Annotated in this window: 9 protein-coding genes and 19 tRNA genes; 26 read left to right on the top strand and 2 right to left on the bottom strand. The window is 44.8% G+C overall.

Features of this window, described 5'->3' with window-relative positions:
• The first annotated feature begins 4 nt into the window (after positions 1–4).
• From BCU07_RS02220 to BCU07_RS02125, 20 genes are all read left to right on the top strand, one after another.
• Positions 5–81: transfer RNA gene (locus tag BCU07_RS02220), tRNA-Met, on the top strand.
• Positions 82–146: 65 nt separating this feature from the next.
• Positions 147–231 (top strand) — tRNA-Leu (locus tag BCU07_RS02215).
• A gap of 28 nt (positions 232–259) precedes the next feature.
• Positions 260–334, top strand: a tRNA-Gln gene (locus BCU07_RS02210).
• A 77-nt stretch (positions 335–411) separates the two neighbouring features.
• Positions 412–488 (top strand) — tRNA-Met (locus tag BCU07_RS02205).
• Between the two features lie 72 nt (positions 489–560).
• Positions 561–645 (top strand) — tRNA-Leu (locus BCU07_RS02200).
• A 42-nt stretch (positions 646–687) separates the two neighbouring features.
• A tRNA-Gln gene (locus BCU07_RS02195) sits at positions 688–762 on the top strand.
• A 55-nt stretch (positions 763–817) separates the two neighbouring features.
• Positions 818–902: transfer RNA gene (locus BCU07_RS02190), tRNA-Leu, on the top strand.
• Between the two features lie 51 nt (positions 903–953).
• A tRNA-Met gene (locus tag BCU07_RS02185) sits at positions 954–1,030 on the top strand.
• Between the two features lie 55 nt (positions 1,031–1,085).
• A tRNA-Leu gene (locus BCU07_RS02180) sits at positions 1,086–1,170 on the top strand.
• Positions 1,171–1,212: 42 nt separating this feature from the next.
• Positions 1,213–1,287 (top strand) — tRNA-Gln (locus tag BCU07_RS02175).
• Between the two features lie 55 nt (positions 1,288–1,342).
• Positions 1,343–1,427, top strand: a tRNA-Leu gene (locus tag BCU07_RS02170).
• Between the two features lie 42 nt (positions 1,428–1,469).
• Positions 1,470–1,544, top strand: a tRNA-Gln gene (locus BCU07_RS02165).
• Between the two features lie 55 nt (positions 1,545–1,599).
• Positions 1,600–1,684, top strand: a tRNA-Leu gene (locus tag BCU07_RS02160).
• Between the two features lie 42 nt (positions 1,685–1,726).
• Positions 1,727–1,801: transfer RNA gene (locus BCU07_RS02155), tRNA-Gln, on the top strand.
• An 87-nt stretch (positions 1,802–1,888) separates the two neighbouring features.
• Positions 1,889–1,973, top strand: a tRNA-Leu gene (locus BCU07_RS02150).
• A gap of 42 nt (positions 1,974–2,015) precedes the next feature.
• Positions 2,016–2,090: transfer RNA gene (locus tag BCU07_RS02145), tRNA-Gln, on the top strand.
• 68 nt (positions 2,091–2,158) lie between these two features.
• Positions 2,159–2,243, top strand: a tRNA-Leu gene (locus BCU07_RS02140).
• 50 nt (positions 2,244–2,293) lie between these two features.
• A tRNA-Met gene (locus BCU07_RS02135) sits at positions 2,294–2,370 on the top strand.
• A gap of 55 nt (positions 2,371–2,425) precedes the next feature.
• Positions 2,426–2,510, top strand: a tRNA-Leu gene (locus BCU07_RS02130).
• A 158-nt stretch (positions 2,511–2,668) separates the two neighbouring features.
• Positions 2,669–3,715, top strand: a complete 1,047-nt coding sequence (locus BCU07_RS02125) for a lactonase family protein (protein ID WP_102428252.1) — start codon at positions 2,669–2,671, stop codon at positions 3,713–3,715.
• A 68-nt stretch (positions 3,716–3,783) separates the two neighbouring features.
• Here BCU07_RS02125 and BCU07_RS02120 read toward each other — a convergent pair whose 3' ends face one another.
• On the bottom strand, positions 3,784–4,959 hold the full coding sequence (locus BCU07_RS02120; protein ID WP_102333782.1) for a 2-octaprenyl-3-methyl-6-methoxy-1,4-benzoquinol hydroxylase: 1,176 nt from the start codon (positions 4,957–4,959) through the stop codon (positions 3,784–3,786).
• A gap of 308 nt (positions 4,960–5,267) precedes the next feature.
• On the opposite strand from BCU07_RS02120, the gene miaB reads away from it, so the two are divergent.
• The 5 genes from miaB (at position 5,268) to lnt (ending at position 11,000) form a co-directional block, all read left to right on the top strand.
• The gene (gene miaB / locus BCU07_RS02115) at positions 5,268–6,692 is read left to right on the top strand and encodes a tRNA (N6-isopentenyl adenosine(37)-C2)-methylthiotransferase MiaB (RefSeq protein ID WP_017062326.1); all 1,425 of its coding nucleotides are present in this window, start codon (positions 5,268–5,270) and stop codon (positions 6,690–6,692) included.
• Positions 6,693–6,855: 163 nt separating this feature from the next.
• Entirely contained in the window at positions 6,856–7,977 is a 1,122-nt protein-coding gene (locus BCU07_RS02110) for a PhoH family protein (RefSeq protein ID WP_017064169.1), read from the top strand.
• Positions 7,978–8,439 carry an rRNA maturation RNase YbeY gene (gene ybeY / locus BCU07_RS02105; protein ID WP_012603383.1) on the top strand — a complete coding sequence of 154 codons (462 nt, stop codon included), beginning with the start codon at positions 7,978–7,980 and terminating at the stop codon, positions 8,437–8,439.
• A gap of 120 nt (positions 8,440–8,559) precedes the next feature.
• Positions 8,560–9,450 (top strand): CNNM family magnesium/cobalt transport protein CorC, encoded by an 891-nt coding sequence (gene corC, locus BCU07_RS02100; RefSeq protein WP_012603382.1) that lies wholly within the window; start codon positions 8,560–8,562, stop codon positions 9,448–9,450.
• A 32-nt stretch (positions 9,451–9,482) separates the two neighbouring features.
• Entirely contained in the window at positions 9,483–11,000 is a 1,518-nt protein-coding gene (gene lnt, locus BCU07_RS02095) for an apolipoprotein N-acyltransferase (protein ID WP_102428253.1), read from the top strand.
• A gap of 90 nt (positions 11,001–11,090) precedes the next feature.
• Here the strand turns inward: lnt and BCU07_RS02090 are convergent, their stop codons facing one another.
• Positions 11,091–11,561, bottom strand: coding sequence for a zinc ribbon-containing protein (locus BCU07_RS02090; RefSeq protein ID WP_017062329.1), 471 nt, complete (start codon positions 11,559–11,561; stop codon positions 11,091–11,093).
• Positions 11,562–11,824: 263 nt separating this feature from the next.
• On the opposite strand from BCU07_RS02090, the gene leuS reads away from it, so the two are divergent.
• Entirely contained in the window at positions 11,825–14,401 is a 2,577-nt protein-coding gene (leuS, locus tag BCU07_RS02085; protein ID WP_102428254.1) for a leucine--tRNA ligase, read from the top strand.
• Positions 14,402–14,466: the final 65 nt, after the last annotated feature.

Genomic DNA, 14,466 nt, shown 5'->3' with positions numbered 1-14,466 from the left:
AAATGGCTACTTAGCTCAGTTGGTTAGAGCACATCACTCATAATGATGGGGTCGCAGGTTCAAATCCCGCAGTAGCCACCATTTCCTAAGCACTCTATTTGATATTAAAGTTTGTCTTTAGTAACAAAGAGTTTTTAGGAAATAACGCGGTCGTGGCGGAATTGGTAGACGCACCAGATTTAGGTTCTGGCGCCGAGAGGTGTGAGAGTTCAAGTCTCTCCGACCGCACCATATTGAGATGTCTTTAAGATATCATTGTTGGGCTATCGCCAAGCGGTAAGGCACCGGCTTTTGATGCCGGCATTCCCTGGTTCGAATCCAGGTAGCCCAGCCACAATTTAAAGTGTAATTATCTTTAAAAAGATAATGGCATTGAAAGCAAGATTATATTATATTGTCTCGCTCTCAGATGGCTACTTAGCTCAGTTGGTTAGAGCACATCACTCATAATGATGGGGTCGCAGGTTCAAATCCCGCAGTAGCCACCACTCTTTCTTCGAGAAAGAAAAGACAACGTTGTATTGAATCACCAATATTCAGTATGACTATAAAGATTTGCTGCGGTCGTGGCGGAATTGGTAGACGCACCAGATTTAGGTTCTGGCGCCGAGAGGTGTGAGAGTTCAAGTCTCTCCGACCGCACCATTATTTAGAATGTGTTTCTTTCATTAGATGACCATTCATTGTTGGGCTATCGCCAAGCGGTAAGGCACCGGCTTTTGATGCCGGCATTCCCTGGTTCGAATCCAGGTAGCCCAGCCACTATTACAACGTTATATTGAATCACCAATATTCAGTATGACTATAAAGATTTGCTGCGGTCGTGGCGGAATTGGTAGACGCACCAGATTTAGGTTCTGGCGCCGAGAGGTGTGAGAGTTCAAGTCTCTCCGACCGCACCATTATTTCTCTTTCATTAGAGAACAAATAGTGAATCGATTAGATTTATTATTGGCTACTTAGCTCAGTTGGTTAGAGCACATCACTCATAATGATGGGGTCGCAGGTTCAAATCCCGCAGTAGCCACCATTTATACAACGTTTTATTGAATCACCAATATTCAGTATGACTATAAAGATTTGCTGCGGTCGTGGCGGAATTGGTAGACGCACCAGATTTAGGTTCTGGCGCCGAGAGGTGTGAGAGTTCAAGTCTCTCCGACCGCACCATTATTTAGAATGTGTTTCTTTCATTAGATGACCATTCATTGTTGGGCTATCGCCAAGCGGTAAGGCACCGGCTTTTGATGCCGGCATTCCCTGGTTCGAATCCAGGTAGCCCAGCCACTATTACAACGTTATATTGAATCACCAATATTCAGTATGACTACAAAGATTTGCTGCGGTCGTGGCGGAATTGGTAGACGCACCAGATTTAGGTTCTGGCGCCGAGAGGTGTGAGAGTTCAAGTCTCTCCGACCGCACCATTATTTAGAATGTGTTTCTTTCATTAGATGACCATTCATTGTTGGGCTATCGCCAAGCGGTAAGGCACCGGCTTTTGATGCCGGCATTCCCTGGTTCGAATCCAGGTAGCCCAGCCACTATTACAACGTTATATTGAATCACCAATATTCAGTATGACTACAAAGATTTGCTGCGGTCGTGGCGGAATTGGTAGACGCACCAGATTTAGGTTCTGGCGCCGAGAGGTGTGAGAGTTCAAGTCTCTCCGACCGCACCATTATTTAGAATGTGTTTCTTTCATTAGATGACCATTCATTGTTGGGCTATCGCCAAGCGGTAAGGCACTGGCTTTTGATGCCAGCATTCCCTGGTTCGAATCCAGGTAGCCCAGCCATTACAACGTTACTTAGACAAACCATAAGTCTTCTTAACTATATACTCTTTGCTAAGCTCTTTGCTTAGTTGAGAGGAAAGCTTTGCTGCGGTCGTGGCGGAATTGGTAGACGCACCAGATTTAGGTTCTGGCGCCGAGAGGTGTGAGAGTTCAAGTCTCTCCGACCGCACCATTATTTAGAATGTGTTTCTTTCATTAGATGACCATTCATTGTTGGGCTATCGCCAAGCGGTAAGGCACTGGCTTTTGATGCCAGCATTCCCTGGTTCGAATCCAGGTAGCCCAGCCATTACAACGTTACTTAGACAAACCATAAGTCTTCTTAACTATACTCTTCGCTAGAGTAAAAGCTTTGCTGCGGTCGTGGCGGAATTGGTAGACGCACCAGATTTAGGTTCTGGCGCCGAGAGGTGTGAGAGTTCAAGTCTCTCCGACCGCACCATTATTTCTCTTTCATTAGAGAACAAATAGTGAATCTATTAGATTTATTATGGCTACTTAGCTCAGTTGGTTAGAGCACATCACTCATAATGATGGGGTCGCAGGTTCAAATCCCGCAGTAGCCACCACTTATACAACGTCTTATTGAAGCACCAATATTCGATATGACTATAAAGATTTGCTGCGGTCGTGGCGGAATTGGTAGACGCACCAGATTTAGGTTCTGGCGCCGAGAGGTGTGAGAGTTCAAGTCTCTCCGACCGCACCATCATTAAATAGAACCCAGCTTTTTAGCTGGGTTTTGTTTTATCTGGAATATGCAAATCTGCTAGCCAAGTCACCAAGTATTCTCTTCTATAACCTCACTTTTAATACGATTTTATAAGACAATGTCAGCTCCATTTTCTAATTGAGTATGACTAGCCTATGAAACCCCTCCCCTTAACGATCGGTTGCTACACAGATACACCAAGTAAAAGCCAAGGTGTTTATCAAACTCAGTTAGATCTAGAAACAGGAAAACTATTACCTCTAGAGCTGATCATCAAATGTACTAACCCCTCTTTTATTGCTGTAACAAAGACTGGGATCTATACTGCATCGGAAGTGGACCAGCAAAAACAGCCCCAGCTCATTCATATACCTAATGTTGATTCACAGCTAACACACAATACAAGCCTCATCTCGGGAGATCACCCTTGTCACGTCGCGATAGATCCACACAATAAGTTTGCTATCACGTCGCAATACTCATCAGGCACATTCGATATTTTTAGCTTAAGTATCAACGGCAGCATCGATAAACGACTCAAAACAATCCAGATGGTTGGTTCCGGGCCAAACAAAGAGAGACAAACTAGCCCACACGCCCATCAATGCCTGTTCTTACAAAACTCACCACAGTTTGTGACTGTCGATCTCGGCACCGATCGCATCAACTTCTATTGCTTTGATGAAGAGCAAGAAGAGTTCCTTGATGAGCCAATGCAGTCTATTAAGGTGCCCGCCGGCAATGGACCTCGCCATTTAATCTTTAACAAAGCTGAAGACAGAGCCTATGTGGTCTGTGAACTCTCTGAAACGTTGCTGACTTTGGAAAAGGTTTTAGGCATTTGGAATGTAGTGGAAGAGATTGATGCATTGCCTAATATGGAGAAGGGAGAAGCCGCAGCTGCGATTAAGCTATCGCCTGATGAGCAATTCCTTTATGTGTCATGTCGACACCAATCAAGAATCAGTAGCTTCAAAATCGACTCTGAGACTCAAAGGCTGACTTTCATTGATAGCTACGACACTGAAGGCAAATTCCCAAGAGACTTCCATATAACGAACGATGGGAAATGGCTTATCGCCGCCAACCAGCACTCCAACAACATCACCTCATTCAAGCGAGATAATGAAGATGGGTCTTTGGTTTATACAGGGTACTCTTTAGAGATCGATGCACCGGTTTGTGTGACGCAACAGCGATAGTAGTCATCTGATACAAAAAAGGAGAGCATTCGCTCTCCTTCTTTTCATAAGCAGTCTTAAACGCTCAATTAGAGACCCAAAGCGTATTTCAATACTTGAGCTTTAATCGGGCCTGAATTTTCAGCTAGTTTTAGAGCAGCATTACGTACAAATTTCAGTGGGCCAATGTCGTTGCTGAATGTCTTGTAGAAGAAATCCATGCCACTTTGCATCATTAGATTGTCGCCTCTTCTTATCACTTCATAGCGTCTTGCTACAGACTGGTTCAATTCACCCTTTTCTTTGGTGACATCCAGCAGTACTGATACATCTTTGAAGCCTAAGTTAACACCCTGCCCAGCCAAAGGGTTGATGGTATGCGCAGAGTCTCCGACCAAAATACAGTTATTCTTCGAGTATGATTGAGCATGACGTCGTGTCAGAGGAAAAGAACCCGAATTCAAGACTTTGATATCACCTAACTCTTTAGGAAAGTGAGTAAGTACTTCGTTACGTAGTTTTTCAGGGGCCATTGCTGACAGTTGCTTAATACGCAGTGGAGAATCATACCAAACTAACGAGCCCAGCCCGACTTCTTGACCGTCAGAGGTTAGAGAACACAAAGGCAAAAATGAACGAGGGCCACTTGGTAGAAATTGCTGCCAAGTAATATCTTGCTGAGGTTGTTCTGTTTCTACATTGATAAGCATACAGTGTTGTCGATAATCCCAAGCCGTGATGCCAATTCCAGCTTGTTGGCGAACGGCTGAATTCGCACCATCAGCACCAACCACCCACTTCGCAGACAACTCAGCCCCTGATTGAAGCTTTACGATATTGATTTCACCAAACTCAATCACATCGAGCTTTTCTGGGCATAACAGTTCGAGATTGTCGTAGGCATCAAATTGAGACCATAAACCTAATTGAATGAGTCTGTTCTCAACGATATAGCCCAAACGAGGAAGGTCTAGTGAGGCAGCATCAAATCGAGTACGACACTCTGGGTGCTCCCACGTCTCTAAACGTTTATAAGAACACACTCGCATTGCTGCAATACTTTGCCATGCACCAAGATTTTCAAGCAAATCGACCGATGCTTGAGAAATCGCTGACACACGAATGTCCATCGCTTGCGATTCATCAAAAGCTTGTGGGGCAAAACCTTCGATCACCGCAACACTCAGACCTTGCTTTGCAAAACCGATTGCTGTTGCTGCGCCAACCATGCCGCCACCGACTACTACAATATCGTAACTGTTCATATTTCGTACTTATCAGTTTGATTCTTTGACTGTTTTTGATTGTACTTTTTCATAACTAACTTGTAACCAAAAACCTTATTCGAAAAAAGGGTTATCCCTTATGGCATATGGCGTTAACGATAATAAAAACCACTACATAAGAGATTTGTTCAGACTACTAGTCAGTCGGTTTTGAAACCAGTACAATACGCCGCTTGCCGCTAGAGCCTGTCATAAAATTGAATACCGAATTATGACAAACGGGGCTAGCGGATGAATAATGGGCGATTTGCTCCCTTAAATTAAACTAACGATCGAGCGAACATATAATGAGTAAGAAACTGCTAATTAAAACTTGGGGCTGTCAGATGAATGAATATGATTCATCAAAAATGGCCGACCTGCTTAACGCTGCAAATGGCTATGAGCTAACTGAAGTACCTGAGGAAGCAGACGTACTACTATTGAATACTTGTTCTATCCGCGAAAAAGCGCAAGAAAAAGTATTCCACCAGCTTGGTCGTTGGAAAACGCTTAAAGATAAAAAAGAAGGTGTGGTGATCGGTGTGGGTGGCTGTGTAGCGACTCAAGAAGGTGATCACATTCGTCAACGTGCACCTTACGTAGACGTTATCTTTGGCCCACAAACATTACACCGTTTGCCAGAGATGATTAAATCATCACTGTCTAACGAAAAGCCAGTAATGGATATCTCTTTCCCAGAGATCGAAAAGTTCGATAACCTGCCAGAGCCAAAAGCTGAAGGCGCGACGGCGTTCGTTTCTATCATGGAAGGTTGTTCTAAATACTGTACTTACTGCGTTGTACCATACACACGTGGCGAAGAAGTTAGCCGTCCAATGGATGATGTACTTTTCGAAGTTGCTCAACTTGCAGAGCAAGGCGTACGTGAAGTTAACCTGCTAGGTCAAAACGTAAACGCATACCGCGGTCCAACACACGAAGGCGATATCTGTTCATTCGCAGAACTGCTTCGTCTTGTTGCTTCTATCGACGGTATCGACCGTATTCGTTTCACAACAAGCCACCCGCTTGAGTTTGGTGACGACATCATTGAAGTTTACAAAGACACACCAGAGCTAGTGAGCTTCCTTCACCTACCAGTACAAAGTGGTAGTGACCGTATTCTTACGATGATGAAGCGCCCACATACGGCTATCGAGTACAAATCTATTATCCGTAAACTGCGTAAAGCTCGCCCTGACATTCAAATCAGCTCTGACTTTATTGTTGGTTTCCCTGGTGAGTCTAAGCAAGACTTCGAAGATACAATGAAGCTAATTAAAGACGTTGATTTCGATATGAGCTTCAGCTTTGTTTTCTCTCCACGTCCAGGTACGCCAGCGGCAGATTACCCATGTGATGTACCAGCACAAGAGAAGAAAGATCGTCTGTACGAACTGCAGCAAACGGTAAACACACAAGCTATGCGTTTCTCTCGTCTAATGTTAGGCACAGAGCAACGTATCCTTGTTGAAGGCCCATCAAGAAAGAACCTAATGGAACTTCGCGGCCGTACAGAAAACAGCCGTGTTGTGAACTTCGAAGGTTCTGCAGACCTAATCGGTCAATTCGTAGATGTGAAGATCACTGAGGTTTACACCAACTCACTACGTGGTGAGCTAGTTCGCACAGAAAAAGACATGGGTCTACGCGTTGTTATGACTCCAGCAGAAATGATGGAAAAAACAAAACGTGAAGACGAGCTAGGTGTAGCGACATTTACGCCATAGGCAATACAACTGTTTGAGCACAAAGCGCAAACACAAAGCTTGAAATTACCTAACTAAGTGACCATCTTAGAAATAGGGATATCACCATCAGAAGCCCGGTCTAAATCGGGCTTTTTGCTCTTTGTTTTATTTAAGAGTGAGTGGCACAAAATGAGAGGCTAATTTGAGCAATAAAATCGTTACCTTAGAGATAAATCTAGAACCAGCAGACAACAAGCGCTTGGCAAGTTTATGCGGACCATTTGACGACAACATCAAGCATCTTGAGCGTCGTCTGGGCGTTGAGATTAATTACCGTAGCAACTTTTTCACCATTGTCGGTAAGCCTCACACTACAGCCGCAGCTTTAGACATCATCAAACACCTCTATGTTGAAACGGCTCCAGTTAAAGGCAACATAATCGATATCGAACCAGAGCAAATACATCTGGCGATCACCGAGTCAGGCATTTTGGAGCAACACGTCGAGTCTGAAATTGACTACGGCAAAGAAGTGACCATTAAGACTAAAAAAGGCGTCATCAAACCTCGAACGCCAAACCAAGCACAGTACCTAATGAACATGGTGACTCATGACATCACCTTTGGTATTGGGCCAGCAGGTACAGGTAAAACCTACTTAGCCGTTGCTGCAGCAGTTGATGCACTTGAACGCCAAGAGGTTCGCCGAATCCTACTGACTCGTCCTGCTGTTGAAGCCGGTGAGAAGCTTGGTTTCCTACCGGGTGATTTAAGCCAAAAAGTAGACCCATATTTACGTCCACTTTACGATGCGCTGTTTGAGATGCTTGGCTTTGAGCGAGTTGAGAAGCTGATTGAACGTAACGTAATTGAAGTTGCGCCACTGGCTTACATGCGTGGTCGTACATTGAATGATGCGTTTATCATTCTTGATGAGAGCCAAAACACCACGGTAGAACAGATGAAGATGTTCTTAACCCGTATCGGTTTTAACTCACGCGCTGTGATCACAGGTGATATTACGCAAATCGATTTACCTCGTGGTGCAAAATCAGGCTTACGCCATGCGACTGAAGTGCTCAATGAAGTCGACGACATTAGCTTTAACTTCTTCATGTCTGAAGACGTCGTTCGTCACCCTGTAGTTGCTCGTATCGTCAACGCATACGAGAAGTGGGAAGCAAAAGACCAGAAAGAGCGCAAAGAGTTTGAAAAGCGTAAACGTGAAGAGCGTGAAGCCAAACTTCTTGAGGCTCAGCAGGTAGTTACGACACAATTAGCAACACAAAATAGCTCTGTAATTGCAGAACAAGGTGATAAATAGATGTCTATTGAACTAGACCTGCAATTAGCGGTCGAAAATGAGCAAGGTCTTCCAACTGAGCAAGATATTCAGCTTTGGTTGGACAAGACAATTCCTCAGTTTCAAGAGAACGCTGAGTTGACGGTTCGTATCGTTGATACACAAGAAAGCCACCAGCTCAATCATGAATATCGTGGCAAAGATAAGCCAACTAACGTGTTGTCTTTTCCATTCGAGGCTCCTCCAGGGATCGAGTTAGATCTACTGGGCGACCTCATTATCTGCCGCCAAGTTGTCGAAAAAGAAGCAGAAGAGCAAAGTAAGCCTCTGCTAGCACACTGGGCTCATATGGTTGTACATGGCAGTCTGCATCTGCTAGGTTATGATCATATCGAAGATGATGAAGCTGAAGAGATGGAGTCACTCGAGACAGAAATCATGCAATCTATGGGGTTTGAAGACCCTTACATTCTAGAAAAGTAAATTGATTCTAGTAAAGTAGGTTGCAGAGAAACAATAACTCATCGAACCTGTGATTTTCACAGGAATCTGAGTTGTAACGTGTGCTATCACACTTCTGATAGCGTTATTTTTTGAGAAATCATGAACGAAGGTAACCCCCCCACTTCTGAGGGAAGTAAAAAATCTGAAGGTCCGAGTAGAAAGTCCTTCTTTGAACGCCTAGGCCAACTATTTCAAGGTGAAGTAAAAGATCGCCAAGAGCTCGTAGATGTAATCCGCGACTCAGAAATTAATGACCTAATTGACCACGACACACGCGACATGCTCGAGGGTGTTATGGAAATTTCAGAGATGCGAGTACGCGATATCATGCTGCCTCGCTCTCAAATGGTTACAGTTGAACGCACAGATGATCTAGATACATTGATTGCGCTCATTACTGATGCTCAACACTCTCGCTACCCAGTGATCAGTGAAGATAAAGACCATGTTGAAGGCATTCTATTAGCGAAGGACCTACTTAAGTATTTGGGTTCAGAAAGTGCTCCATTTGATATCGAACAAGTGATTCGCCCTGTCGTGGTTGTTCCTGAAAGTAAGCGAGTTGATCGCCTGCTTAAGGAGTTCCAAGAAGAGCGTTACCACATGTCTATCGTTGTCGATGAGTTTGGTGGAGTTTCTGGCCTGGTAACCATTGAAGATATCCTCGAAGAAATCGTTGGTGAAATTGAAGACGAGTTCGACGATGAAGAAGAGCTAGATATTCGTAAGCTGAGTAAGCATACCTTCTCTGTAAAAGCTTTAACCACTATTGAAGAGTTCAACGATACGTTTAACACTGCCTTTAGTGACGACGAAGTGGATACGGTAGGCGGCATGGTTATGACAGCACTCGGCCACCTGCCGGTTCGTGGCGAAATTGTAGAAATCGAAAACTACCATTTCAAAATAACATCAGCAGATAACCGTCGTGTGATTCAGCTACAGGTAACCATTCCTGACGAACAGCCTCTTCCGACTATCGAAGAATAACAACTTCTCTCTAAAGAGATGACAGAAATTAGATGACTAATACCTTTATTCATCGCCTATTACGGCCGCTTGCGGCCGTTTTTGTTGGCGCTATAACCACCCTTTCATTCGCTCCATACTCTATATGGCCTCTTGCTATTCTCAGCCCAGCTTTGTTGCTGTTACTGATCCACAACCGCTCTCCTAAAAGTGCGCTTTGGATTGGCTACGCATGGGGTTTAGGTCAATTCACCACAGGTATCAGCTGGGTATACGTCAGCATTGATGGTTTTGGCGGCATGCCACTGGCAGCCAACCTATTTTTGATGGCATTGCTTGTTGGCTACCTAGCCGTTTATTCAGGGCTATTTACCTGGGGTTTGAATAAATTCTTCCCTGCCAATAACCTAAGCCGCTTTTTCCTCGCAGCTCCTGCATTGTGGTTAGTCAGCGATTGGCTGCGTGGATGGGTAATGACGGGCTTCCCTTGGCTTTGGTTAGGCTACAGCCAAATCGATTCGCCATTAGGTTCATTTGCACCGATTGGCGGCGTAGATCTAGTAACTTTAGCGATCATTGTTTCAGCCTCTGCATTCACTTGTGCGATTGTTAACCGAGCTTGGAGCATCGCTCTCATTCCCGCCGTCGTATTTAGTGCAGGCTTTGGTATTCGCAACATCGACTGGGTCACGCCGAACCCTGAAAAAACCACGTCAGTCGTCTTAATCCAAGGCAACGTCGATCAAGACAGTAAATGGCTGCCGAGTCATCGCTGGCCGACCATGATGAAGTACACCGACCTAAGCAGAGAAAACTGGGGAGCGGATATCATCATCTGGCCTGAAGCGGCTATTCCAGCATTCGAAGTTGAGATCCCATCTTTCCTACGTAACTTGGATAGCGCAGCGAAGATGAACAACAGTTCGATCATTACCGGTGTGCTGAATCAGTCTGAAGATAAGAAATACTACAACAGTGTTCTTTCTCTCGGTGTGAATCCATACGGTGAGTACAGCTACGATCCAGACGAACGCTACCATAAACACCACCTGTTACCATTTGGTGAGTTTGTGCCGTTTGAAGATATCTTGCGTCCATTAGCACCTTTCTTTAACTTGCCAATGTCATCATTTAGCCGTGGCGACTTTGTTCAACCAAACATAGTGGCAAATGGTCGTCACTTAGCGCCGGCACTGTGTTATGAGATCATCTTTAATGATCAAGTTAGACAGAACGTAACCGACGAGACTGACTTTATTTTAACGCTCTCTAACGATGCGTGGTTTGGTCGTTCGATTGGCCCTCTGCAACATATGGAAATTGCACAGATGCGTGCTCTGGAGCTTGGTAAGCCGGTTATTCGCTCGACCAACAACGGTGTGACGGCAGTTACTGATTACAAAGGCAATATAATCAAGCAAGTGCCTCAGTTTGAAACGGCAGTGTTAAAAGCTGAACTCATTTCAACGGATGGTCAAACGCCTTATCACACAGTAGGTACTTGGCCACTGTATATCTGGGCGATGCTCAGCTTGGTGATTGGTTGGGTAATTAGAAAGCCAAAAAGCTAGATTCGACGAAAAGTGATTTGAGGGTTGACTGATCGGGTCAACCCTTTTTCATTGCTGTGGTTTTGCGTTGATACGCTATGGTTCAGAAGCTTACGGTTTAAGGGCTTTACGACTAAACCCTTTAGAACCACATTTAATGCATGGAATGATATTGGTTGGGTGGTTATATTCGGTTTGGTGACCACACTCGTCACATACTAAGGTTCCCAAGCCAATGACTTCACCCGCTTGATACAAGCCTTGGTGTTCTAAGTCTTGGAACAGTTCAACCCATTCCACCTTAGTACGATCAGTAATATCCAACAGCCCTTGCCAAATAGAGTCCGCAATCATCAAATAGAATGGACCGCTTTTACTCTCTTCATAGCTTTCGGAAAACTCTTTTAAGTCCGACTTCACGTAGGCAGAGATCAATGAAAGCTCATCTTTAGTCATATCATTAGCTGCTTTCGCAAACTTGCCCGACGTTTCGATTTTGTTGTTGAGCTCTTCAGGGCTATGCTTCAGCGTTTCAATCACCTCTTCGACGACTTCTTCATAGAGCGCTTTTTTCTTCGGCATAACAACCTCCTTAAGATAACCAACCTTTTAGTGAGCAAACGGATGCGCTGCAATGCACTCCCGCTTACAAACAAATGCAATTCATACTCTTAAGTATAGTTGCCCTGCGAAATTCAGTGAAAATTACACAATCTACTAAGCGGCAACTGCAAGTATGAAGGGTATAACTATTGTTGTACTCAGCTCCTTTAGGTATTCTATGACGATCTGTAAGATTCTGTTCTAACCGAACTCACAAATTCCAAGATAACCGGATACCATCGATGCAAGAACAATATAACCCGCAAGAGATTGAACAAAAGGTTCAACAACACTGGGATAACAGCGAGACTTTCGTTGTAAGTGAAGACCCAAACAAAGAAAAATTCTACTGTCTTTCTATGTTCCCTTACCCAAGTGGCCGACTGCACATGGGTCACGTGCGTAACTACACCATCGGTGATGTGGTATCTCGTTTCCAACGTCTACAAGGCAAAAACGTAATGCAGCCAATTGGTTGGGATGCATTCGGCCTACCTGCAGAAAACGCCGCTGTTAAAAACAATACAGCACCTGCACCATGGACTTACGAAAACATTGAGTACATGAAGAACCAGCTTAAGCTTCTAGGCTTTGGTTACGACTGGAACCGTGAATTCGCAACGTGTACTCCAGAGTACTACCGTTGGGAACAAGAGTTCTTCACTAAGCTTTACGAAAAAGGCCTGGTTTACAAGAAGACATCTTCAGTGAACTGGTGTCCAAACGACCAAACAGTACTGGCAAATGAGCAAGTAGAAGACGGTTGTTGCTGGCGTTGTGACACTCCAGTAGAGCAAAAGAAAATTCCACAGTGGTTTATTAAAATCACTGAGTACGCTCAAGAGCTACTAGACGATCTAGACAACCTTGAAGGTTGGCCTGAAATGGTTAAGACCATGCAGCGCAACTGGATCGGCCGCTCTGAAGGTGTTGAGCTATCTTTCGCTGTTAACGGCGAAGAAGCACCATTAGAAGTGTACACAACACGTCCAGATACACTAATGGGTGTTTCTTACGTTGGTATCGCTGCAGGTCACCCTCTTGCAGAGAAAGCATCGAAGAACAACCCAGAGCTTGCTGCATTCGTTGAAGAGTGTCGTAACACTAAAGTTGCTGAAGCTGAACTCGCAACGATGGAAAAGAAAGGTATGGATACTGGCCTAACGGCTATCCACCCTCTTAACGGTCGTGTTGTTCCTGTATACGTAGCAAACTTCGTACTTATGGATTACGGCACAGGTGCGGTAATGGCGGTTCCTGCTCACGATCAACGTGACTACGAGTTCGCAACTAAGTACGGCATCGATATCATCCCAGTAATCAAACCTGAAGATGGTTCTGAACTAGACGTGTCTGAAGCGGCTTACACTGAAAAAGGTGTACTGTTTGATTCTGGTGAATTCGATGGTCTTGCGTTCCCAGAAGCATTCGATGCAATTGCTGCGAAGCTTGAAGCTGAAGGCAAAGGTAAGAAGACAGTAAACTTCCGTCTACGTGACTGGGGTGTATCTCGTCAACGTTACTGGGGCGCTCCAATCCCAATGGTAACCACTGAAGACGGTGAAGTTCACCCAGTACCAGCAGACCAACTGCCAGTCATTCTTCCTGAAGATGTAGTAATGGATGGCGTAACGAGCCCAATCAAGGCTGACAAGTCTTGGGCTGAAACAACATTCAACGGCGAACCCGCTCTACGTGAGACTGACACGTTCGATACGTTTATGGAGTCTTCTTGGTACTACGCACGTTACTGTTCACCGCAAGCAGACGACATTCTAGATCCAGAGAAAGCAAACTACTGGCTACCAGTTGACCAATACGTTGGTGGTATCGAGCACGCTTGTATGCACCTGCTTTACTCTCGTTTCTTCCATAAGCTTCTACGTGATGCTGGCTACGTGACGTCTGATGAACCGTTCAAGCAACTACTATGTCAAGGCATGGTTCTGGCTGACGCGTTCTATCACGAAAACGAAAAAGGCACCAAAGAGTGGATTGCACCGACTGACGTAACGGTTGAACGTGACGGTAAAGGTCGCATCGAAAAAGCAGTCGACGATCAAGGTCGTGAAGTTGAACACTCAGGCATGATCAAAATGTCTAAGTCTAAGAACAACGGTATCGACCCACAAGAGATGGTAGACAAGTACGGCGCTGATACAGTACGTCTATTCATGATGTTTGCATCACCTGCAGACATGACGCTTGAGTGGCAAGAGTCTGGCGTTGAAGGGGCTAACCGCTTCCTTAAACGTGTTTGGAAATTGGTTCACGCTCACTCTTCTAAGGGTGCTGCTGAATCTGTTGATGCTTCTGCGCTATCTGGCGACCAAAAAGCACTTCGTCGTGATATCCATAAAACTATCGCGAAAGTAACGGACGATATTGGCCGTCGCCAAACGTTCAACACGGCAATCGCTGCAATCATGGAACTGATGAACAAGCTGGCGAAAGCACCTCAAGAATCTGCACAAGACCGTGCAATCCTTGACGAAGCGCTAAAAGCGGTAGTACGCATGCTTTACCCAATGACTCCACACATCTCTTACGAAATGTGGATTGCACTTGGTGAATCAAACATAGACTCAGCAACATGGCCAACTTTCGATGAGAAAGCGCTAGTTGAAGACGAGAAAACTATCGTTGTTATGATCAACGGTAAGCTACGTGCGAAACTAACCGTTGCTGCTGATGCAACAGAAGAGCAAGTTCGTGAGCTTGGTCTAAACGATGAGAACGCTAAGAAGTTCCTAGATGGCTTAACTATCCGTAAAGTTATCTTCGTACCAGGTAAGCTTCTAAACATCGTTGCTAACTAATTTCGTTAGCACAATGCAATTGCTAAAGAATTAACGAACTTAATTCATCAAAAGCAGTCTGTAGA

The organism is Vibrio sp. 10N.261.54.E10 (assembly GCF_002877735.2).
Classification (GTDB): domain Bacteria; phylum Pseudomonadota; class Gammaproteobacteria; order Enterobacterales; family Vibrionaceae; genus Vibrio; species Vibrio crassostreae_C.
The sequence above is the reverse complement of the archived record's forward strand: the minus strand, read 5'-3'. Positions and strand labels throughout refer to the sequence as shown.

Bases quoted from the DNA above. Each gene is read 5' to 3' on its own strand.
- BCU07_RS02125 (WP_102428252.1), top strand. From the start codon at position 2,669: ATGAAACCCCTCCCCTTAACGATCGGTTGCTACACAGATACACCAAGT.
- BCU07_RS02120 (WP_102333782.1), bottom strand. From the start codon at position 4,959: ATGAACAGTTACGATATTGTAGTAGTCGGTGGCGGCATGGTTGGCGCA.
- miaB (WP_017062326.1), top strand. From the start codon at position 5,268: ATGAGTAAGAAACTGCTAATTAAAACTTGGGGCTGTCAGATGAATGAA.
- ybeY (WP_012603383.1), top strand. From the start codon at position 7,978: ATGTCTATTGAACTAGACCTGCAATTAGCGGTCGAAAATGAGCAAGGT.
- corC (WP_012603382.1), top strand. From the start codon at position 8,560: ATGAACGAAGGTAACCCCCCCACTTCTGAGGGAAGTAAAAAATCTGAA.
- lnt (WP_102428253.1), top strand. From the start codon at position 9,483: ATGACTAATACCTTTATTCATCGCCTATTACGGCCGCTTGCGGCCGTT.
- BCU07_RS02090 (WP_017062329.1), bottom strand. From the start codon at position 11,561: ATGCCGAAGAAAAAAGCGCTCTATGAAGAAGTCGTCGAAGAGGTGATT.
- leuS (WP_102428254.1), top strand. From the start codon at position 11,825: ATGCAAGAACAATATAACCCGCAAGAGATTGAACAAAAGGTTCAACAA.